This window comes from Streptomyces sp. TAA204 (assembly GCF_000424965.1).
Window position 1 is genome coordinate 231191 of record NZ_AUKW01000001.1, and the last position, 21416, is coordinate 252606.

Annotated in this window: 14 protein-coding genes and 1 tRNA gene; 8 read left to right on the forward strand and 7 right to left on the reverse strand. The window is 70.2% G+C overall.

The annotated features are described in order from the left end of the window. The first annotated feature begins 402 nt into the window (after positions 1 to 402). The 7 genes from H343_RS28160 to H343_RS0101035 all read left to right on the forward strand — a co-directional run bounded on the left by H343_RS28160 (position 403) and on the right by H343_RS0101035 (position 10265). The gene (locus tag H343_RS28160) at positions 403 to 2403 is read left to right on the forward strand and encodes a type I polyketide synthase (RefSeq protein ID WP_486586737.1); all 2001 of its coding nucleotides are present in this window, start codon (positions 403 to 405) and stop codon (positions 2401 to 2403) included. After that, positions 2400 to 4001 carry an amino acid adenylation domain-containing protein gene (locus H343_RS0101010; protein WP_028429618.1) on the forward strand — a complete coding sequence of 534 codons (1602 nt, stop codon included), beginning with the start codon at positions 2400 to 2402 and terminating at the stop codon, positions 3999 to 4001. Before H343_RS28160 ends, H343_RS0101010 begins: the two co-directional genes overlap by 4 nt. Before the next feature lie 149 nt (positions 4002 to 4150). Further along, a complete protein-coding gene (locus H343_RS0101015) occupies positions 4151 to 5332 on the forward strand; it encodes an NAD(P)/FAD-dependent oxidoreductase (RefSeq protein ID WP_028429619.1) in 1182 nt (393 codons plus the stop codon). A gap of 694 nt (positions 5333 to 6026) precedes the next feature. Continuing rightward, positions 6027 to 8858: a nitrate- and nitrite sensing domain-containing protein gene (locus H343_RS28165; RefSeq protein WP_037901794.1), complete on the forward strand. Its 2832-nt coding sequence runs from the start codon at positions 6027 to 6029 to the stop codon at positions 8856 to 8858. Then, positions 8858 to 9283 carry a roadblock/LC7 domain-containing protein gene (locus tag H343_RS0101025; RefSeq protein ID WP_028429620.1) on the forward strand — a complete coding sequence of 142 codons (426 nt, stop codon included), beginning with the start codon at positions 8858 to 8860 and terminating at the stop codon, positions 9281 to 9283. Before H343_RS28165 ends, H343_RS0101025 begins: the two co-directional genes overlap by 1 nt. 72 nt (positions 9284 to 9355) lie before the next feature. Further along, positions 9356 to 9673, forward strand: coding sequence for a DUF742 domain-containing protein (locus H343_RS0101030; protein ID WP_486586758.1), 318 nt, complete (start codon positions 9356 to 9358; stop codon positions 9671 to 9673). Further along, positions 9654 to 10265, forward strand: a complete 612-nt coding sequence (locus H343_RS0101035; RefSeq protein WP_028429622.1) for an ATP/GTP-binding protein — start codon at positions 9654 to 9656, stop codon at positions 10263 to 10265. Before H343_RS0101030 ends, H343_RS0101035 begins: the two co-directional genes overlap by 20 nt. Positions 10266 to 10485: 220 nt before the next feature. Here H343_RS0101035 and H343_RS0101040 read toward each other — a convergent pair whose 3' ends face one another. The 5 genes from H343_RS0101040 to H343_RS28180 form a co-directional block, all read right to left on the reverse strand. Continuing rightward, positions 10486 to 11037, reverse strand: a complete 552-nt coding sequence (locus H343_RS0101040) for a dihydrofolate reductase family protein (protein ID WP_028429623.1) — start codon at positions 11035 to 11037, stop codon at positions 10486 to 10488. A gap of 170 nt (positions 11038 to 11207) precedes the next feature. Then, positions 11208 to 14516: an NACHT N-terminal Helical domain 1-containing protein gene (locus tag H343_RS28170; RefSeq protein ID WP_051264429.1), complete on the reverse strand. Its 3309-nt coding sequence runs from the start codon at positions 14514 to 14516 to the stop codon at positions 11208 to 11210. 84 nt (positions 14517 to 14600) lie between these two features. After that, entirely contained in the window at positions 14601 to 16133 is a 1533-nt protein-coding gene (locus tag H343_RS28175) for an MDR family MFS transporter (protein WP_051264430.1), read from the reverse strand. Between the two features lie 161 nt (positions 16134 to 16294). Beyond that, positions 16295 to 17602, reverse strand: a complete 1308-nt coding sequence (locus tag H343_RS0101055) for an MFS transporter (RefSeq protein ID WP_051264431.1) — start codon at positions 17600 to 17602, stop codon at positions 16295 to 16297. Positions 17603 to 18266: 664 nt separating this feature from the next. Then, positions 18267 to 18827, reverse strand: a complete 561-nt coding sequence (locus H343_RS28180; protein WP_051264432.1) for a M23 family metallopeptidase — start codon at positions 18825 to 18827, stop codon at positions 18267 to 18269. Positions 18828 to 18990: 163 nt separating this feature from the next. On the opposite strand from H343_RS28180, the gene H343_RS0101065 reads away from it, so the two are divergent. Further along, positions 18991 to 19647 (forward strand): class I SAM-dependent methyltransferase, encoded by a 657-nt coding sequence (locus tag H343_RS0101065; protein WP_037901797.1) that lies wholly within the window; start codon positions 18991 to 18993, stop codon positions 19645 to 19647. A 192-nt stretch (positions 19648 to 19839) separates the two neighbouring features. On the opposite strand, the gene H343_RS0101070 is transcribed toward H343_RS0101065, so the two are convergent. Together H343_RS0101070 and sepX are read right to left on the reverse strand one after the other, a co-directional pair. Next, positions 19840 to 19913 (reverse strand) — tRNA-Ala (locus tag H343_RS0101070). A 108-nt stretch (positions 19914 to 20021) separates the two neighbouring features. Next, positions 20022 to 21314 carry a divisome protein SepX/GlpR gene (sepX, locus tag H343_RS0101075; RefSeq protein ID WP_028429626.1) on the reverse strand — a complete coding sequence of 431 codons (1293 nt, stop codon included), beginning with the start codon at positions 21312 to 21314 and terminating at the stop codon, positions 20022 to 20024. Positions 21315 to 21416: the final 102 nt, after the last annotated feature.

Genomic DNA, 21416 nt, shown 5'->3' on the forward strand with positions numbered 1-21416 from the left:
CGGCCGGATCGGCCCACCCCCACGAACGACCCGCCGCACCGGCACCACCGGCGCAGTCGGGCCGGCCGACGAAGACATCGGCAGGCCACGGCGCCGGGAGGGCGGTCCCCCCACGGCCGTGCCGTGCACGACCCCGCCACGCGAGGGCGCCGCAGCACAGAGCCCATACGGCACAGAACCCGGTAAGACACCCGCACGGGTGTCGCTGAGAACCACCGAGTCAGAGCTCATTCATCGAATTGCGTGTTCCCGCCTGCCCGTTCCTGGGGTGCCCTCCCCTCGGTACGGCGGCCCCGAGGACGGCACGAGACCTCTTCGGGACCGCCCCTCCGCCGGGGAGTCAGCGGCGCAGGTGAACGCACATCACAGGGGACGTCAGGGAAGCATCGGAGGGGTGTACGGGTGAAGAGGTCGAAGGCGGACATCGAAGCACGGTCGGTGGCTGTGATCGGCATGGCGTGCCGGTTCCCCGGCGCGTCGGGAGCGGATCAACTGTGGGAACTACTGCGCGAAGGGGCGGACGTCACCAGTGAGACGCCGCCCGACCGCTACGACGTGGAGGCCATCTACTCCACCTCGGGTGACGCCGGAACCATCGGAAGCCGCCGCGCGGGCTACGTGGAGGGCATGGCGGACTTCGACGCCGGGTTCTTCGAGATGTCGCACACCGAGGCCGTCGAACTCGACCCGCAGCACCGTCTGTTGATGATGGCGACCTGGGAGGCGCTGGAGGACGCGGGCCAGGTGCCCCAGACCCTCGCCGGAAGCAGGACGGGCGTCTTCGTCGGCAACGCACGTGCCGACTTCCTGGAGCGGCAGTTCCGGCAGGGGCTGGAGGCGGTAACCCCCTCCGCGTTCCACAACTACCGCTCGCTGCTGCCTGCCAGGCTCTCCTACACCTTCGACTTCCGGGGCCCCAGCGTCACGGTCGACACCGCCTGCTCCTCGTCGCTGGCCGCCATCCACTCGGCCGTCCAGAGCCTGCGCGCCAAGGAGAGCCCTCTCGCCGTCGTCGCGGGGGTCAACCTCGCACTCCGCCCCGACGAGGGCGTGATGATGACGCAGGCCGGGACGCTGGCGAGCGACGGCCGGAGCAAGTTCGGCGACGCGAGCGCCGACGGCTTCGCACCGAGCGACGGCGTCGGCGTCGTCATCCTCAAGCCGCTCGCCGACGCGCAGGCGGACGGCGACCGCATACGCGCGGTCATCCGCGGCAGCGCGATCAGCAACGACGGCCGCACCAGCGGCTCACTGCTGACGCCCTCCGCGACCGGCCAGTCGCAGGTGCTCAGGTGGGCCTACGAGGACGCCGCGGTCACCCCGGCCGACGTCGACTTCGTCGAGGCCCACGGGACGGGCTCGCCGTCGCTCGACCCGGTCGAGTTCAACGCCCTCGGCGAAGTCCTCGGCGAGGGAAGGCCCTCGGACCGGCCGTGCTACGTGGGGTCGGTGAAGACCAACATCGGTCACGCCGAGGCCGCGAGCAGCATGGCGGGGCTGATCAAGACCGTACTGTGCCTGGAGCACGGCCAGATACCGCCCAGTCTCCACATGGAGACCCCCAACCCGCTCGTCGCCTGGGACGAGTTGCCGCTGGAGGTCCCCGACAAGCTGCGTGACCTTCCCGACCGCGGACGGCCCGCCTACGCGGGGATCACCGGCCAGGGCGCCTCGTGCCTGAACGCCCATCTGGTGGTCGCCCAGGGCGAGACCCGCGCCGCCGGGGCGCACGCACCGCTGCTGCGCCGCCCCCTGCGCAGCAGCAAGCCGTACGTGCTGACTCTCTCCGCCCGTACACCCGAGGCCCTCCAGGCACTCGCCCGCGCCTACAGCGACTATCTCGGCCCCGGCGGCCAGGGCTCGGACTTCGCCCTCCGCGACATCTGCTTCAGCGCCGCGACGCGCCGGCAGCACCACGAGCACCGGCTGGCCGTCACGGGCGCCTCCCACGAAGCGATGGTCTCCGCACTGGGCGGCTGGCTGAGCGGTGCGGAGCCGGACCAGGGCAAGCAGTCGCGGGCGCTGGCCGACGTCGTGGAGAGGTTCCGCAGCGGCCAGCCCGTGTACTGGGACCAACTCTTCGGGTCGCGCTGCCGGTTCGTGCCGTTGCCGACCTACCAGTGGCAGACGCAGCGCTACTGGCCCGGCGAGCAGACCGGCGGGGACGACTCCGGAGACCTGGCCACCTCGGTACTGCGCGAGCACGCGCGCACCTCCCACACGGAGTTCCCCGACACCTCCCTGCTCTCCGACATCGGAATCGACTCGCTGGCGCGGCTGCAGATCACCGTGAAGCTGGCCGGCGAACACAACTACGACGTCGAGGCCGAGGAACTGGCCGAGCTGCGCACCGTGGGCGAACTGCGCAGTTGGCTCCATACGCTGGAGGCGCAGACCGTATGAGCAGTCGTACGAGCAACCGTACGAGCACCGGTCCGCAGACCCTCTACCCGTGGTTCACCGCCTCCGCCGAGGCCTTCGGCGGGCACACCGCCCTGGAGGTGGGCGGCCGGAAGCTGACCTACCGCGAACTGCTGGACGCGGCCGAGGCGTTCGCGGTGCGGCTGGTCACCGCCAACGGCGGCGTCCTGCCCAAGCGCGTCGGGCTGCTGGCGAGCCGTTCCGTGACGGCCTACGCCGGCTATCTCGCCGTGCTGCGCACCGGCGCGGCCGTCGTGCCGCTCAACCCCGAGTTCCCCGCCACGCGCAACGCGGCCATGGCCGCGGCGGCGGGAGCCGACCTGATCGTCACCGACACCCCGCAGCCCGAGGAGGCCGGATCGCAGCTGCCGGTCCTCTACGCCGACCCGGACGAACCGGCCGGGTCCGGCGGGGAGTCCGACGTCGCGGACGGGACGTCCGGCGCGCTGCCGCCCTGTCCCGCCACACCCGACGACGTCGCCTACATCATCTTCACCTCGGGATCGACCGGCACTCCCAAGGGAGTTCCGGTGCTGCACCGCAACGCCGCCGCCTACCTCTCCCACATCGTGCCCCGGTACGAGGCGGGCCCGGGCAGCAGACTGTCGCAGACCTTCGACCTCACCTTCGACGGCTCGCTCTACGACCTGTTCCTCGCCTGGGGTTCCGGCGGCACGCTCGTCGTGCCCAAGCGCAGCCAGTTGATGTCGCCGGTGAAGTTCGTCAACAACCAGCGGCTCACGCACTGGTTCTCGGTGCCCTCGCTCGTCTCCTTCGCCTCCCGCCTGGGCACACTGGTGCCGCAGAGCATGCCGACGCTGCGCTGGAGCGTCTTCGGCGGCGAACCCCTCCCGCTGGCACGGGCGACGGAGTGGCAGGCGGCCGCCCCGAACAGCGAACTGGAGATCCTCTACGGGCCGACAGAGGTCACCGTCTCGTGCACCGAGTACCTGCTGCCCCGCGACCCGGCGCTGCGGCCCGCTCCCGCCAACGGGACGGTGCCGATCGGTACGTGCTACCCGTCGCTGGAGCACGTCCTGCTGGGCGAGGACGGAAAGCAGGGCGACGAGGGCGAGTTGTGCGTACGCGGCCCGCAGCGCTTCCCCGGCTACCTGGACCCGGCGAACAACGCCGGACGCTTCCTGTCGATCGACGCCGACGGCACGGTCCACGTGTACGACGGCGACTCCCCGCTGACCGAAGGGCACTGGTACCGCACGGGCGACCGAGTGGGCCTGCAGGACGGCCAGTTGGTGCACCTGGGACGCGTCGACCACCAGGTCAAGATCCGCGGCTACCGGATCGAGCTCGGAGAGATCGAGGCCATGCTCAGGGCGGAGCCCGGTGTGCGGGACGCGATCGTCCTCGCCGTCGAGGGCCGCGACGGGCAGAACGACCTGGAGGCGGCGGTCAGCGGACCCGCCTGCGACACGGACGCGATGTACTCGGCGCTGAGCGCACGCTTGCCGACGTACATGATTCCGCGGAGGATCACGGTCGTCGACGAACTCCCGCTCAACGCGCACGGAAAGACCGACCGGCGCGCGCTGGCCGCGGCGCTCAGCGACTCGCACGACTGACCCTTCCGGGAGGGCCACCGGTGCCGCGATCCGACCAGGACGCGGCCCTCAGGTGGGTCCGGCCGCGTGCCACCGCGCGTGTGTTCCGGCCCGCTGCCCGTCCTCCCCGTACGTACCTTCCTGCACCTCGCCGACCCTGTGAGGAAACCATGTTCGACGCCATCGTCGTGGGGGCGCGGTGCGCCGGCTCCCCCACGGCCATGCTGCTCGCCCGAGCGGGATACCGGGTACTCATGCTGGACCGGGCGGAGTTCCCCTCCGACACCCTCTCCACCCACCTCATCCACCAGCCCGGCGTCGCCGCGCTCGCACGCTGGGGACTGCTCGACCGCATACGCGCGACGGGCTGCCCACCTCTCGACCGCGCGGTCTACGAAGTGGCGGACGTCCGCCTGGAAGGCTGCAGCGACGGCGTGGAAGGGCAGCGCGCCGGATACGCGCCGCGCCGCCACGTCCTGGACGCCGTCCTCGTGGACGGCGCCGTCGCCTCCGGCGTCGAACTCCGCGAGCACTGCTCGGTCAGCGGCCTGCTCCGCGACGAGACCGGGCGGGTCGTCGGTGTGGAAGGGACGCACCGCGGAAGCCGGTTCACCGAACGCGCCCACCTCGTGATCGGCGCCGACGGCATGCGCTCCAGCGTCGCCAAGCTGTGCGACGCGCCGTACACCTCGCACAAGCCGCGGCTGACGTGCGCCTACTACTCGTACTGGGAGGACGTGCCGGCGACGCTGGAGCTCTACGAGCGGCCCGGTAAGTGGGTGGCGGCCGTGCCGACCAACGACGGTGCGACACTCGTTCTCGCCTACTTCCCTCAGTCCCGCTTCGACGAGGTCCGCAAGGACGCCGAGGCCGCCCACACGGAACAGGTCCGCACCACGGCGCCCGCACTCTTCGAGCGGCTTCAGGGCAAGCGCCGCGTGGAGCGCCTGCGCGGCACCGGCGACCAGCAGAACTTCTTCCGGCAGGCGGCGGGGCCCGGGTGGGCGCTCGTCGGCGACGCGGGGCACCACAAGGACTCCATCACCGCGCGCGGAATCAGTGACGCCTTCCTGCAGGCGGAGAGCCTGGTGCACAACATCGGTGACCGGCTCGGGGACCCGGGGCAACTCGACGCCGCCCTGGACTCGTACGCGAAGGAGCGCGACGACCTGCTGACGGAGGGTTACGAAGCAACGCTGTCCGTGGCGCAGTTGGAGGTGCACGAGCAGCGCCTCTCGCTGCTGCGCGCGGTGCGCAGAGATCCCGAGCTCATCTCGACGTACTTCGACATCGTCGCCGGAATCAGGTCCGTCACGGCGCTCTACACCCCCCGGCTGGTGGCACTGATGTGACCGGCCGGGGAGGACCGGGGTGCCGGACCACGGCCGGGGTGCCGCATCGGGGCCGAGTTCCGCAGCACGGAAACCCGGTGGGAAGATTGGGCCGGTAATGGACAACTGCGCCAGAATTCCCCACAGTTCCCACATCTTCCCCACCGGGTCGGCGCGATCCCGGCACCGTCTCTCCAGGATTCCGGGAGACGAAAAATGGGGCCCCTCCCGCCTTTCGCAGGAAACTGATAGAACATAGCCCATGACACGGGAGTCCTCCTGGGCAGGGCGGTGGGCGAAACAGCAGGAGAATGCCCGGTCGGGCACGGTCGGCGCTCCGTTTCACCTGCGGCGGCGGAGCAACTCCGCTGCTCACAGCGCCCCGTCGCGTCGAAGGTACGCTCCGGCCCTGGTACGGTGCACCGGGTCGGTCGGCCGTTGATGACGCTCCGTCAGCGCGTCGCACGACGTTCGCGCAGAGCCTTTCGGGCATTGCGCGCACCTTCTTCGCACCGCCGCTGCACCTCTCCCATCGCCACCATCGTTCCGCTGCCGCACGAGGAATCAGATGCCAGGCATACGTGACCGGCACTCAGTGCCAAGGGCCCCTCATCGCAGATCTCTGCGATTCGCACTGGCCCTGCCGATCCTCATTCCCACAGTCGCCCTCGCTGGATTGTGGGGTTATGCCGCGAACGGCCTTGTCGGGGACGGGATGCGGATACGTGCCGAGGCGGGCACGGCCTCAACTGCCGGAAAGCCCGCCCACACACTCGTCGCCCGGCTGCAGGACGAACGCCGCGCGACCGCCGCCTGGCAGGAGTCCTCGACTCGCTCCACCCGCGCCGCCCTGCAGACCGCGCGCGCCGGAACCGACAACGCCGTCACCGACTTCCGCGAGGCGGAGACGGACCTGGAGTCCTCGGGTGCGGGGGTACGGAGCAAGGCCGACAGCCTCAACAAGGCACTCGGCCAGCTCTCCGACCAGCGCAGCACCATCAACGCGCGCAAACTCGACGCGACCCGGACGTTCCGCTACTACACGGACACCACCGCCGAGGCCACGGAACTGCTCGCCACCGCGACCCGCATGGACGACGGCGGCCTGGCACGCGCCGCTGCCGCCACGTCGTCCCTGGTGAACTTCTCCGAGATCATCTCGCGTGAGGAGGCGCTGCTCTCCAACGCCCAGCAGGACCCCGACGGCGTCCCCGAGGGCAGTGAAAGCGCCTCCACCCGCGGCGAGTTCTCCCAGTACCTCGCCGTCCAGCGGCAGAGCCGCTCCGCGTTCGAGGCGGACGACCTGCCCGGCGACGGCCCCGCCGCCTACGAGCGCCTCACCGGCACCCCGCAGTGGGACGCGCTGGTACAGGCCGAGGACACCGCGGCAGCGCGCACCACCGCGCTGCCCCGGGAGGTCGACACCTGGCAGGACTCGGCCGGCACAGTCGGCAAGGAGCTGCGGCAGATCAGCTCGGACTCCCTCGACGGCGTCGTCGAGGGCGGCACGGACCGTGCCAACGGCCTTCTGCTGGCCGCCGCTCTCGGCACTGTTCTGGCCCTGGCGGTGCTCGTGGCCAGTTCCGTGATGACCCTGCGGCTCTCACGCTCGCTGACAGGACGTCTCTCCCGGCTGCACCTGGCCACCGGCGAGTGGGCCGACACCGCCTTCCCCCGCTTCGTCGAGGAACTCGGCCGGGACGAGAAGCCCGGGACAGCGGCCGTTCAGAAGCCCGACGGGGACCACGACTACGGCACCGACGAGGTCGGCGGACTCGCCGCGGCCATCCACCGGCAGTGGCAGACGGTCGTGGAGACCACGCTGCAGCAGGCCCGCGGACGCGAGGGAGCCGAGACGGTCTTCCTCGGCCTGGCCCGCCGCACCCAGGTGCTGATCAACCGCATGATCCCCAAGCTGGACAAGCTGGAGCGGGAGCACGAGGACTCCAGGCTGCTGAAGGACATCTTCGCGGTCGACCACCTGGCCACCCGTGTACGGCGGCACACCGAGAACCTTCTGATCCTCGGCGGGGCGCTGCCGGGACGCCGCTGGAGCAAGGCCGTCCCCATCTACGAGGTGCTGCGCAGCGCCATCTCCGAGACCGAGGAGTACAGCCGCGTCGAGGCGCTGCCCGCTCCCCCGGTCTCCCTGGTCGGCCAGGCCGTCGCCGACGTCGGTCACCTCCTCGCCGAACTCATCGAGAACGGCACCTCCTTCTCCCCTCCCGAGACCAGGGTGACCGTCAGCGCGGAGAAGGTCGCCAGGGGCCTGGCGATCGAGGTGGACGACCGCGGTCTGGGTATGCCGGCGGAGCAGTACGACGAACACAACAGGATGCTGGCGGACCCGCCGAAGCCCGACATGATGGCGCTGGGCGAGGCGCCCCGCCTCGGACTCTTCGTGGTGGCCAGGCTCGCGAACCGGCACGGCCTGGAGGTGTCGCTGCGCAAGTCGGCCTACGGCGGCACGCTCGCCGTCGTGCTCCTGCCCAGCGGCCTGCTGGAGGAGACGCAGTCCCTGCTGTCCGGCCTCATACCGGAAGGCCAGCAGGAGCAGGCCGAGGACCGGCAGGACGAACTCCCGGCCGCGAACGTCGCGGCAGAGCTGCCCCCGCCGCCGGAGACCGTCGGTGCTGCCGTGGGTGCCGGAATCGGAAGCGGCCTCATCAGTGCCGAGAACGGTGCCGGAAGCGGCATGGAAGCCCCCGCGGAGCGCCCCGTCGGCGCCAGGGCCGTCAGTGTGGGCAGCGGCCTGCCGCAGCCGCACCTCGACGACCTCGGCGGCTACCCCGCGTACGCGGGTGCCGGCCTGCTGCCCACCGCACCGGGCGGCGACTCCTTCGAGACCCTGGGCACGGCCACCCTGGTCCCCGGCACTCTGAGCGTGCCGGGCCCGGGGATGCTGGACACTCCGGACCTGACGCTGACCCTCGGCTCGATGGGCCTCGGCACGGTCGGTTCGGACGCGGGCCCGCAGGGTGCCGGACTGCTGCCGAGCACACCGGAGACCGACCATCTCGTGGAGGACGCCCCCATGTCAGCGTCGCGGCCACACTCTCCCCATGACCGCTCCTCCCGGGACAGCTTCTCCCGGGACAGCTTCGGCGGCACCCAGTACGGCGGCGCCGGCCAGGGATCCGACGGGTTCCGCGACAACGGCTACGGCGACAACGGCCTCCGCGACAGGAGCTACGGCGACAGCGGCTACGGCGACGGCGGATTCGGCGACGAGCGGCACTCCCCGCCGGCCGAACCCGAAGCCCCGCAGGACCAGCCCGCCCAGCAGCGGACGACCGCGGGCCGGCTGCCCATCCGAGTGCGGGGAGAGAACCTCGCGGAGCAGCTTCGCCACTCGTCCCGGACGCCCTCCGAGACGAGCGACCCGTGGGAGGCCTCCCCCGACAAGGCGGGATCGACCATGGCCGCCATCCAGTCGGGAAGCAAGCGTGCCCGCGCCACGAAGTCCGGCGAAGCCGCCGGTGATTCGCAGGCGGAGACCCCCGGTTACGGAGCCGGTACCGATAATTCTGTGCGGAAGGACCAGTAATGACTGACCGGATCCAAACCGACAGCCGCCTGAACTGGCTGCTCGACAAGCTGGTGACCGGGGTGCCCGAGACCCACCACGCGATCGTGCTGTCGCAGGACGGGCTGCTGCTCGCGCGTTCGAAGGATCTCAGCAGAGACGACGCCGAGCACCTGTCAGCGGTGGCCTCCGGACTGCAGAGCCTCTCCCGGGGTGCCGCACACCGTTTCGAGGGAGGCCAGGTGCGGCAGACAGTCATCGAGATGGAGAACGCGTTCCTCTTCGTCACCAACGCCGGCCAGGGCGCGAAGCTAGCCATGCTCGCCTCCTCCGACGTCGACGCGGGGATGGCCGCGTACGAGATGACCAGGATCGTCCAGCAGGTCGGCGCGTACCTGAGCGCCGCGCCTCGCACGGGGGTTCCGGCGGCCGGTCAGTCACGGTAAGGATCTGGGGCGATTTCCAAGAACACGTCATGGTTCGAAGAGGGGTCCGGATATCTCATCCGGCCCTACGCCATCACCGGCGGGCGTACGACTCCCAACGGTGCCGACCTCCCGCTCATCACCCAGGTGGCCACCACGGGGTCCGCCCAGGGCCGCCAAGGCCAGCCGGCCCAGCCGGAACTGGCAGCCATCCTCGACTTATGCCGGGAGCGCGCACTGGCGATCGTCGAGATCGCGGCGCTTCTGGACCTGCCGCCGAGCGTGGTGAAAGTGCTCTGCGGGGACTTGCTCGCCAAGGCGATGATCGCGATCAAGGCTCCGGGCGAGGAGACAAGCACCCCCAGTGTGGAACTACTTGAGAGGGTAATCCGTGGTATCCGCAAGCTCTGAGCGGCAGGGTGGCTCCGTCACCATGCCCACAGCGCTGAAGATCCTGGTAGCAGGCGGCTTCGGCGTGGGCAAGACCACCATGATCGGCTCGGTGAGCGAGGTGACGCCGCTGGAGACCGACGAATACATGACGCAGGCGAGCCTGGGCGTCGACGACCTCGCCGGCACACCGGACAAGTCCACCACCACGGTGGCCATGGACTTCGGCCGGATCACCCTGGACCCCGAGCATGTGCTCTACATGTTCGGCACCCCGGGGCAGGAGCGCTTCTGGTTCATGTGGGACGACCTCGCGCTGGGCTCGCTCGGCGCGGTCGTACTCGCCGACCCGCGGCGTCTGACCGACAGCTTCGCGTCCGTCGACTTCTTCGAGCAGCGCCACATCCCGTTCGCCGTGGGCGTCAACTGCTTCTACGGGCAGTGCGACTTCGCGGTCGAGGAGGTGCAGACGGCCATGAATCTGCGCTCGCCCGCACCCGTCATCATGTGCGACGTGCGGCACCGTACGTCCAGCAAGCAGGTGCTTCTCGCCCTGCTGGAGTCGGCGAGGGAGCAGGCGGCCCGACGGATGGCGTCGGCTCCCGGCCGCTGACGAAGGCCCCTCCCGTGAGGAGCCCACCGCCCGGACCGGATTGCTGCGGGTCGCCGTACGTCACCGCGCCCCACGAGGACGGGAGCCCCCGCCGGAACTTTCCGGCGGGGGCCCTGCCTTGTGGTGCCGCGGCTCCGAGTTGTGCCGCGGCTCCGAGGCCAAGTGCGCGGTGCGTGCCGCGTCCGGGAGGAGTCACCGGCGTTGCCCGCGTCCGCGGGGATCACCGGCGCGCGCCGGGCACGTAGGTGAGGCCGAGGATGCCGTTCTCGAGCCGTTCGACGTCGACCAGTTCGAACTCCGTGGTGTCGATGCCGTCGTAGAGATGCGCGCCGCTGCCGGCGATCACGGGGAACAACCAGAACAAGTACTCGTCGACGAGGCGGTGTTCGAGCAGGGTGCGGCTGAACGAGCCGCCGGTGCCGACCTTGAGGATGTCCCCTCCCGGCTGTTCCTTGAGCTTCTGCACGGCACCGACCACGTCGCCTTCGAGGAGCGAGGCGTTCCAAGTCGTCGCGGCCAGCGTGCGCGACGCGACGTGCTTGGGGATCGTGTTCATCCGGACCGCGTACTCGCCGAACTCCTCCTCCAGAGCCGGCCACACCTCGGAGTGTGCTTCATAGCTGAGCCGCCCGTAGAGAAGCGCGTCGACCGAGAAGAGCAACTCCTTGGAGCGCCGCTCGAACTCACCGGCCCACCTGGCGGGCAGCCAGTTCTGCGGCGTGCTGACCTGACCGTCCAGAGTGACCACCCCCTGTTCGATGATCTTCCGCATGGCTCCGCGTCCCTTCTGCCGCCCCGCTGGACTGTGTGGTCACCGATTGACCAGCGGGAGGACGAGAACTCATCGCAGGACGGCACACGGCCGGACGACGCCGCCCGGCGGGAGCCGTTTCTCACGGCGGAATCTCGGGAGCCCCCTGAGCGATGGAGCTTTGCTGACACTCATCCCGATGGCGTCCGGCATTCGCCTCCGCCACCCGCCTCCCCATCAACCGCGTCCTCATCAACCTCCGCCGAGGCGACAGAGTCGGTGCTCCAGCCGTAGTACGAGCTCACCATGTCGGTGAAGGTGGGCCCTCCGACGCGCTCCGGCCTGATGTGGAGCCGGTCGGAGAAGGGCCTGCGTCCCGTCACCCTGTGCGGGCTCTCCACAGCGACGTACCGGAGGCGGGACGCCCAGTGGTGCAGCGGCGTGAGGTCGATCGTTCGAATGCCTGAACGCGCCGACAGGGCGAGAACAACGTTCTCCACACCGGGGAAGGCGTCCGGCAGGGGACCGAGCCCCGCGTCTCCCACTACGGTACGCAGCGCCAGGTGCCGCACTTGCGGGAGCCGCGGCGCCATAGCCAGTTCCGCGGTGTCCGTGACGTGCAGGGTCAGCGAACGCAGGTCGGGCAGCTCAGCGAGCCGTGCCAGCGCGCCGGCACCGGTCGTCGGCCGCGGAACCATCAAATGCTGGAGACCCGGCAGCCGTTCGATGCCCTCCAGCGCGTCGGGCTCGGCCCGCAGTCCGTCGATGCTCAGCTCCCGCAGCGGTGACACGCTCCGCCCGCTCGCCTCCTGCGAGCCGCTCAGCAGCGGATTCGGCAGCCTGCCCTGCAGGGTCAGCCTGATCAGCCGTGGCATGCGGGTGAGCGGCGTGAGATCGAGTTCCTCGGGCACGCCCAGCAGCTCCAGCTCCCGCAGTGGCAGCCGCTCCAGCGGAGCGCAGCTCTCCAGCCCCGCACAGTCCTCGACACGCAGGTACGCCGGCTCCCGTGACGCCAGACGCGCGGCCAGATGCTCCGCGAGGTGGCCTGCTGTGCACTCTGAGGTGAGGCCGCTTTCGATCACCACCTCCGGCACCGGTCCCAGCCGCTCCATGGCCTCCAACTCGCGCAGTCGCCCGATGCGCAGTCGGACGTGCTGCAAAGAGATGTGCGCCAGCACTTCGTCGGCATACTGGACGGCGTCGAAATTCCCCCACGCTTCGGCGAGGCGCTGCCGGACGCCGCGAGCGCTGTGCGTCGTGTACTGCCGCAGCATGTGCAGCGCCCTGTTGCCACCGAGTCGCCCGGCGATGAGTACCGCGGCCTCAGCCTCTCGTTCGCTCTTCACCTCGCCGGCCCCGGGCATGATGTCGAGGACGACGGGCCCCACGTCTGCGAGCATCCGTGCGGCCCTTTCGTTGTCCTGCGGCGGCCACAGCGCTCGGCCGTAGGACTGCGCCCTTGCCCGCATCGACGGGTCGAGCGTCGTTACGTGTTCGAGGCCCGAGACGGCGAGCAGATGCAGCCGCCGCCAGCGCAGCCCGAGCCCCGCGCGCCTCGCCGCCTCGCCCTTCTCCAGCAGGCCGTTCAACACCTCGGCGCACTCGCGTTCGCGGCAGTGGCCGAGGGTCATCCGGACCACGTCCTCCCATTGGTCCTTGTGCGCGTTGTCCACGAGCATCCCGAACAGCTCGTCCTCGACGATCTGCCGCGCAGCCAGGAAGTCCTGAAAGACTCGGTGCACGAAGGTGAGGGTCCGCTCCGTGGGTTGCACCAGCAGTCCGCTTCGCAGCAGCAGGTACCGCAGTACCGCCGGGGCCTTCTCCGCCCCCGCCACCTTGGGCATCGCGGGCAGCGCGCGCTCGATGATGCCTTCGGCGCTGCTCCGATGGACCTCCGCACGGCCGTTCTGGAGCAGCCAGAAAGCGATGCGCTGCAGCATCTGCTTCTCGGCAGGGGCCGAAGGATTGATGCCCTCCGGCGGCTGGACCTCGCGCTCTTCGTCGCGGCGGATCAGCAGCATGGTCAGCGCGGCCTCGTACAACGCCATCCGGTCCCGCGGGAGTTCCTTGTGCCGGTCCCTGTGAAGGGCACAGATCAGCGCACACAGCAGCGGGTTGGTGGCAAGCTGGCGTAAATCGGGCTTCGTCTGCAGGGTGTTGACCAAGGTGTCGCGCAGGTCGGTGACGATGTGCCGGTCCCGCGCCGTGACGGTGGTGGCCACGGCGGCATGCCATCGGTGCACGAAGCGCTCGATGTCGTGGCGGCTCAGATCGAGCAGCGTGACCTCGCTGAACGCCGACTCCTGCAGCCAGCCCGTGTCCAGCGCGGAGGGCCGGCTGGTGACCAGGCAATACGCTTCGGGGTACAGGCCGAGCAGTTCGGCGATCCACGCGCGAACCCGCTCCCGGTCCGCTTCCGGCGCCTCATCGACCCCGTCGATCAGCAGCATGCCGCGGCCCGATCGCAGGACGCGCAGCGCCCAGCCCTCCGGTTCCTCGTCCTGGATGAGGTGCCCGACGGACGAGAGGAACTGGCTGGGTCCGGGCATCTCCGCTTCCGGTGTGCGGGTCAGTGTCCTCACGGGCAGCACGAACGGCACGTACGCCGCCAGGTGCTCCAGGCCGGTACCGGACAGACGCCTGGTGGCAGCAGCAACGGCGAGCCACTGCACGAGTGTGGTCTTCCCCGAGCCCGCCTCGCCGCGCAGCATCACGCGGGGATGCCGGGACAGCGCTTCCTCGACGCGCTGGCGCTGCCCCGCGTGCGCGCCGCCGATCTGGCGCGTCTCAAGGCTCAGGTACGCCTCCCCGAGAGGCCAGTGCCCGCGCCGCGGGTCGGAGAAGTCCACACCGAAGATGCGCAGTTCACCATGTTTCTCGGCAAGGCGGGCGAGGTAGCGCTGCTCGAATCCGGCGTCCTCGGCGGACTGGTCGGACAGCCGTGTGAGCGCCTGGTCGACGCGCTGCACGAGTTCGTCCAGCATCCGCACCGTCTCCACGGCCGTGGCGGCGGGAAAGGTGTCCCGTCGGGTGAAGAAGTGCAGGATGTGCAGGCAGGCCAGCTCCAGCAGGCTTTCGTACAACGCCTCCCCGTCACCCGAGAGGTGGCGGACGGCGGCACGGGCGGGCTCGTCGGCCGCGCGACGCAGCACGAGTGCCAGGCCGTCCGGCCGCAGGCGTACGGCCTGCACCTCGTCCATGCCGATGTCGCCCAGCGACAGGAGGGTCCGGGCGAGTGCGTCGGCCACCGCGGATTCCTCGTCTGCCGGGACAGGAGGTTCACTCGGCTCGTTGCGCAGCGCTTCGCGCACCAATTGCTCGGCAACGCGCCGTACTTCGGCTTCGCCAAGTGTGCGCTTGCGGCTCCAGGAGACGAGGGAGTCCAGGCGCACGGCCGAGTCGACGAGGCCGGCCCCCGGGCCGGGCTGGACGAAGAGGCGCCGTACGAGCGGTGCGACGACGGCGGAGGAGACACGCGCGCCGATACTGATGGGTTCCATGGGCCCCCGTTACTGCCGATGTGACCTCGCCTGCACAGAAGTGACCAAGGGTATGCGGCGCTTGGCAGCTGGGCGGTCCGGATGTCAGGATCCCTTCTCGCTGTTGACGGTCGTTGCACTGTGCTGCTGCGGCGCAGCGGCAGCACCGTCGGCGGGCGTGACCGCGTCAGCGCCGCCGGGCTCGTGGTCACCGGCGCCGGCGGCCCGGCGCGGCAGCTTCGCCGCCACGACGATCGTCACCAGCGACAGGGCGGTCGCGACACCGAAGGCCAGCTTCATCCCGCTCACCTGTGCGGGCACGGCGGCGACACCGTCGGCGACCAAGTGGCTGGTGCGCGCGGACATCACGGTCACCACGAGCGCGGTCCCGAACGCCGCGGCGACTTGCTGCAGCGTCCCGAGCATCGAGCTGCCGTGCGAGTACAGGTGCGGGGGAAGTCCGCCCAGGCCGAGCGTGAAGACCGGGGTGAAAGTCGCCGCCAGGCTGACCATCAGCAGCGCGTGCAGGCCCAGTACCTGCCAGTACGGCATCGTCGTCGAAACCTGGGTGAACCCGCCGAGGGCGAGGAACGTGGCGATCGTGCCGGGCAGCACCAGTGGCCGGCTGCCGAACCGGTCGAAGACCTTTCCGACGGTCGGTCCCAGCAGGCCCATGGCCAGGCCGCCCGGCATGACCAGCAGGCCGGTCTCCAACGGGCTGAGCCCGCGCAGGTTCTGCAGGTACAGCGGCAGCAGGATCATCGAGCCGAGCATCGCCAGGAACCCGATGGACATGAGGATCAAGGACAGGCTGTAGGTGCGGTGCCCGAGGATGCGCATGTCCATCAGAGGCTCACCTGTGCGTTGCAGCTTGAGCTGGCGGATCACGAATACCGCGATTGTCGCGACCCCGGCGATGACGATGCCCGCGCCGAGCCCGACCCTGCCGTCCCTGTCGCCGAGGAGGCTCAGGCCGTACACCAGACCGCCGAAGCCGAGCGCCGCCACGCCCACGCTGAGCCAGTCGATGGAACTCACCTGCGGGTCGCTGATGTTCTTCACCTTGCGCAGCCCGAACAGGGTCACCAGAACCGCGATCGGCAGGACGACCAGGAACAGCAGCCGCCAGGAACCGACTTGCAGAATCACCCCCGACACGGCCGGTCCGAGCGCGGGCGCCACCGAGATCGCCAGGGTGACGTTGCCCATCACCCGGCCGCGGTCGTGCTCGGGCACCACGATCATCAACGAGGTCATCAGCAGGGGCATCATCACGGCTGTGCCGGCGGCCTGCACGATCCGTCCCGCCAGCAGCACCTCGAAGGACGGCGCGACGGCTGACAGGGCGGTACCCGCGATGAACACGCCCATGGCTATCCCGTAGGCCTGGCGGGTGGTGACCCGCTGCAGGAACCAGCCGGTGATCGGAATCACGGCCGCCATGGTGAGCATGAAGGCTGTGGTCACCCACTGCGCCGACTGCTCGGTGATGCGGAACGATTCCATCAACCGCGGCATGGCGTTGATCATGATGGTCTCGTTGAGGATCACCACGAACGTGGCCAGTACGAGCAGTCGCACCACCGTCGGTGTACGGCCCGCGCGCACGGCCGGTCGTTCTCGGATCGCAGCGGACATTGCAGCACCTCGTTGGGTTCCTGGTCACAGTCGCCTGGCGGCCGGGAGCCGTCGGCGAGGACGTGGGTATCGGCACCGGTGAAGACCGGCGCGCCTGGCAGAACTGATCGGTCAGCCCGAGTGTTCCGCATAGCCTCGCGGATCTCCTCCCAATTCCCGGGTCACCGGTCCCGGCCGGCGTGACGCGTGGCCACGGCTGGGTGTGCTGCTGGAAGGGTCTTCCCCAGACGGGCGAGTGGGGACAGGGCCATGAACAACGGCGACAGGGACAGCCCCGCGGCGGTCACCAGCAGACTGGTGCGCAACCCCCACTGACCGGCGAGGTACCCGCCCGCCAGCGAACCGAGCGGGGTCAGCCCCATGCCGACGAAATTGATCGTCGCAACGACTCTGCCCTGCATCTGTACGGGCGTGATGGCCTGCCGGACGGCCATGACGGTGACGTTGACCATCTGGCTGAAGACGCCGAACAGGAAGTTGATCGCCACGAGCAACGGGATCGTGACAGCTGAGGAGCCGTGCAGGGCAGGTACGCCCAGCATCACGCCGTCGGCGAGTGCCGCTGACGACACCAGCACGACGCCGTGGCCGAACCTCATCGGCAGTTTCGCGGACAGCAGCGAACCGGCCAGCGCACCCGGGCCCATTGCCGCCAGCGCCAGTCCGACGGCGGCGCCGGACAGGTCCAGCGTGCGTGGCATGAAGAGCAGGTAGACGGTCATCAGGGCCGCGAAGAAGAACTGAAAGATCGCGGAGCAGATACCCACAGCCCGTAAAGAGGTGTCGCAGGCGACGAGTTGGAGACCTTCGCGGATCTGCCGCCGGATCCGTTCATGTGGTTCGGCCTGCCCTGGTACCGGTTCGCGTCCACGGTGGATGCGTCGGATCGACAGGAAGGAAAGCGCGAAGAAGAACGCGCTCACCACGCCGGCGATCGGCGCTGAAAGCAGCGACACCATCGCGCCGCCGAGTGCGGGGCCACCGATCTGCGCTGCGGACCTGCTGCCCTCGAGCGCGCTGTTGCCCTGCACGAGTTGGTCGCGCTTCACCAGTCTGACGAGAGACGCCTGGTAGGCGACGTCGAAGAACACGGTGAGTACGCCGACGAGGAATGCGACGACGATCAGCGCCGGGATACCGAGCATTCCGAACATGTACGCGACGGGGACCGCCAGCAGTGCCAGAGCTCGGCCGAAGTCTGCCAGCACCATCACACTGCGGGACCGCCTGCGGTCGACCCAGGCACCGACGAAGAGCGAGATCAGGAGAATCGGCGCCTGTTCCGCCGCGCGCAGTACGCCGAGTTGGCCGGAGCCGGAGTCGAGTGCCAGCACGGCGATGAGCGGCAGAGTCGTCTGACTGGCGTGCGCCCCGAGCTGGGAGGCTGTCTGTCCCATCCAGAGCTTGCGGAAGTCACCGTCGCGCCACAGGCTCGGCAGGGCTGGACGGCGGGGACCGGCGGCCCTCATCGCCGGCCTCGCGCCCGCAGGCTTCCGGCACTGGGCGCGCACATGACAGCAGACCCGAAGGGCTCAGCAGATGGTGCTGTACGGGCGGCCGTGCCAGGACCGGAGCCGAGATCGCGGGACAGGAGGGGACAGCACGCAGGCGTGAGCGGGCAAACGGACGGCACAGGCATTCCTTGAGTCGTCGAGGACGCCCGCCACCGGCGCGTATGGCAGTGCACCGGCAGGTCTCGGGCGGGGAAGGCTCGCTGTGCCGCACATCAGGGGCAGCACGCGATGACGGGCCGAATGTGACCGGGTGATGTCAACGCGCGCTTCGGTGACCGACCATCTCAGCTCCTCAAGGCAGTTGTGCTCAAGCTTAGGCGGCGGGCGCTCCCCGCGGAAGGACAGCGGGTCCAACCCCCTTTGTGCGGACGGGACGCGGTCGGCGGGCGACCCGGTGCGGCCCGGTGCGGGCCGATTCGCCGCCGGACCACTGGCCGAGGACGTCCTCGGCCAGTGGTCGGGGCCCGGCTCGACTGTCGTGGAACCGTTCTCGCCGCCCAAGGGAGCGCGGACGGCCCGACGGCCGTGCGACCGGTGGCCTCTTGGGGCTCCGGGCCGCAGCGGGCCGAGGGGCCGAGGGCCGTCCGTCCGTCCGTCCGTCAGAGGTGCGGGGTTCCTGTCAGCAGTTGTTGCTCACGACGTTCCGCCAGGTCTGGCTGGCTCCGGCGTACTCGACTCCGTCGAAGGAGGCGTTGACCCGCTCGGAGTCCGCTTGGCCCCAGGAGGCCTCCCCGTCGCCGTTGGCGTCGAAGCCGAGCTCGAAGTGCAGGTGGGGGTGGTCGTTGGCTCCCGCGCCTGTCCGTCCGACGAAGCCGATCTCCTGGCCCTGAGCGACTGTGTCGCCCACGTTCACGGACCGCGACTGCATGTGGATGTACGTGGTGAAGTGGCCGTCACCGTGGTTGATCTGGACCACGTTGCCCGCGTTGTCGTGCCAGAAGGACATGTTGACGGTGCCTGCCTCCGAGGCGATCAGCAGCGCGCCCTCGGTCCCGTGCTGGTCGGGCTCGTGGACCATGTCCAGCGCGGGGTTGTGGCCCCAGGTGTCGAGTCTCCAGGAGTCCCCGCAGGTGAAGGGGAGTTGGAAGTTCGCCGCCTGCGGTTCCGCGGCCGACGCGACCGGTGCGCTCGCCCCCGCCACGAGGATCATGCCCAGCAGGATGCCGGTTCGCTTCTTCATGAGGGCCTCTCCGATGATAGTTGTCGTGAGCACGCCATTTCTGACGCGACAGCGTACCCTCGACGGCGAGTTGCGTCTGCGCTCCCGCTCAGGCGTCGTACCCGCAACCGGGCCACAATTACGGACGCTCTCGGGAGACCGGCCACTGGGCTAGCCTGCGGGTGTGAGCACCGGAGGGGAAGGCCCAGAAGCCGCGGGGTGGTTGGCGGACACCCGGGCGTCCTACGATGCCGACGCCACCAGATACGCGGACGAGGTGCGAAACCTCCTGGAGAGGCTGCCGGCCGAGCGGGACGTCATGGCGCTGTTCGCCGAGCAGGTGCGGGCGCAGGGCGGCGGACCCGTGGCGGACGTGGGGTGCGGGCCTGGGAGGATCACCGCCCACCTGAGGAACCTCGGCGTCGACGCCTTCGGTGTCGACCTGTCGCCCCGGATGATCGAAGTGGCGCGGCGAGAACATCCCGGCCTGCGGTTCGAGGTGGGGTCGATGACCCGACTCGACCTTGCGGACGGCTCGCTGTCCGCCCTGATCGCCTGGTACTCGATCATTCACGTCCCCGATGAAGCCATCGGCACGGTCCTTGCCGGCTTCCGTCGGGTGCTGCGGCCCGGCGGTCTGCTGCTGCTGGGCTTTCACGTCGGCGAGGCCGCACCGCCCGAGCCGCAGGAGATGGACGGGAACTGGCCGGAGTCCTACGTCCGTCGTCGACGGCCCAGCCAAGTCGCTGCCTGGCTCGACGAGGCCGGCTTCACCGTCGAGGCCCACCCCACGCTCACGTCGGCCGCGGGCACGCTCGGCGTGCTGCTCGCGCGCCGCTGAGCAGATCCGCGCAGTCCAACTACCGCACCTGCCACGCCTTCACCCGAGGCGTGCTCTGACCGACTCCACGAGCCACCTCGGACACGTCCCGAGCGAACCCCACAAACGCGAAGATCCCGTCCGATCTGCATGATCGGACGGGATCTCGTCAACCGTTCTTGAGTTGGTTCAAGAACGGCCCCGCTGTTGCTGTGGACCTGAGGGGATTTGAACCCCTGACCCTCTCGTTGCGAACGAGATGCGCTACCGGACTGCGCCACAGGCCCTTGCGACGGGTGAAACCTTAGCATCCCCGTAGTGCTGGGCGGTAATCCGTTCCGGTGCTGGTCACCGGGCTCCACCGGACCGCGATCGGCGGGCCGGGGAGCCACCGGTCACTCGTTGGCCGCGCGCGGGCGGTCCTTGTCCTCGTACTGGTCGAAGAGCGGTGTGCGGCCCGGACCCCGCCCCCGGCGGGAGCCCGGCGCGGGCTCCTCGTCCGGCTCCTGCGCTTCCGGCGCGGCCGGTTCGCCGCCCGCCAGGCCGGAGCGGGCCGAACTCCACGTGCCCGGGGCCTCCAGGTCGACTTCACGCGTCGTGCGCGGCGCGACGGGCGCGCTGACGTACGTCGGCAGCGGCACCGGTACCGGATCCCAGCCCTCGGACTGCTCGCGCTCGCCGTCGCGCTGCTGGTCGACCCACTCTGCGTGGTCGGTCTGCTCGACGAGGGCTCGGCGGTCGACCGCGCCGCGCTCCCCGGCGCGCCCCCCGGCGGGCTTCGCGGAACCTGCCGTCCCATGTGTTCCGCCCCCGGTGGCCGCCTCGGGGGTGGCGGGGTCTGCGTCGGGCCCCTCCCCGGCAGCACCGGGGACGGCCCGCGTCTCCGCACCGGGGCCGGGGGCCGGGGACGTCCGCTGTTCCCTCGGGCCCCGGGCGGGAGCCTCACCCCGCCCCTTGCCCACGGCGGCGGCGAAGCGCCTGCGCTCCTGCACCCGCAGGTGGACGATGTACGCGCTCAGCAGCAGTCCCGGCACGGCGGGCACCCAGAGGTAGGCGAGTCCGCCGACGGCGGCGACGATGGTGCCGGCCGTGAAGGCGAGGAAGAGCGCCATGGTGGTTCGGCGGCGCCGGGCGAGCACCCGGGCGCGCTTGCTGCTCTGCCGGACCCTGTTGCGCTCGGCGGTGCCGTGCTGTGCCTCGGCCTCGTGCTGCCGGGCCTCCTCCCCGGCGCCTTCGCCCCGCCCCTCTCCGCCCCGGGCGGCTTCACCCCGGGCGTCGGCGCCCTGGTGGTCCGCGTGACGCTGCGCGGGTCTGGCCACTATTTCGGTCGGGGCCTCGGCGCCGGCCGCTCCGACCATGGTCTTGGGGTCGGCGAAGGCCCGGACGTCGACCGACTCGTCCGCGGGGTCCGGGGCGTCTGGGTGCGCGTCGTCATGCCCGGTGCGGGAGCCGGAGTCCAAGCCGTCGGGAATGCCCTGACCCTCCGGGGCTTCGTCGTCGCCCCCGTCGCTCCCCTTCGCGTACCGCCGTTCCATCGCCGCCTTGCCCGACAGCAGCCGGATGGCGGTGCTGAAGCGTTCCGTCGGACGGGACTCGTTCAGCTCGTCCTGCCTGCGGAGCCACATCGGCACCAAGTAGGCGGCCCAGGCCCCGACGATGACTGCGTAGATGAGGCCACTGCTGTTCACCCTCACACGGTAGAGGGGTTTAGCCGCACCCATCTGCCAAATACGAGGTGTGTCGCACGATCTGCCTGATCTCTCGAGGTTCTTTTCCGATCGCGGCGCTCT

Coding starts and splice junctions, on each gene's coding strand:
- H343_RS0101010 (WP_028429618.1), top strand. CDS start 2,400: ATGAGCAGTCGTACGAGCAACCGTACGAGCACCGGTCCGCAGACCCTC.
- H343_RS0101015 (WP_028429619.1), top strand. CDS start 4,151: ATGTTCGACGCCATCGTCGTGGGGGCGCGGTGCGCCGGCTCCCCCACG.
- H343_RS28165 (WP_037901794.1), top strand. CDS start 6,027: ATGCGGATACGTGCCGAGGCGGGCACGGCCTCAACTGCCGGAAAGCCC.
- H343_RS0101025 (WP_028429620.1), top strand. CDS start 8,858: ATGACTGACCGGATCCAAACCGACAGCCGCCTGAACTGGCTGCTCGAC.
- H343_RS0101040 (WP_028429623.1), bottom strand. CDS start 11,037: ATGCGGAAGATCATCGAACAGGGGGTGGTCACTCTGGACGGTCAGGTC.
- H343_RS28170 (WP_051264429.1), bottom strand. CDS start 14,516: ATGGAACCCATCAGTATCGGCGCGCGTGTCTCCTCCGCCGTCGTCGCA.
- H343_RS28175 (WP_051264430.1), bottom strand. CDS start 16,133: ATGTCCGCTGCGATCCGAGAACGACCGGCCGTGCGCGCGGGCCGTACA.
- H343_RS0101055 (WP_051264431.1), bottom strand. CDS start 17,602: ATGAGGGCCGCCGGTCCCCGCCGTCCAGCCCTGCCGAGCCTGTGGCGC.
- H343_RS28180 (WP_051264432.1), bottom strand. CDS start 18,827: ATGAAGAAGCGAACCGGCATCCTGCTGGGCATGATCCTCGTGGCGGGG.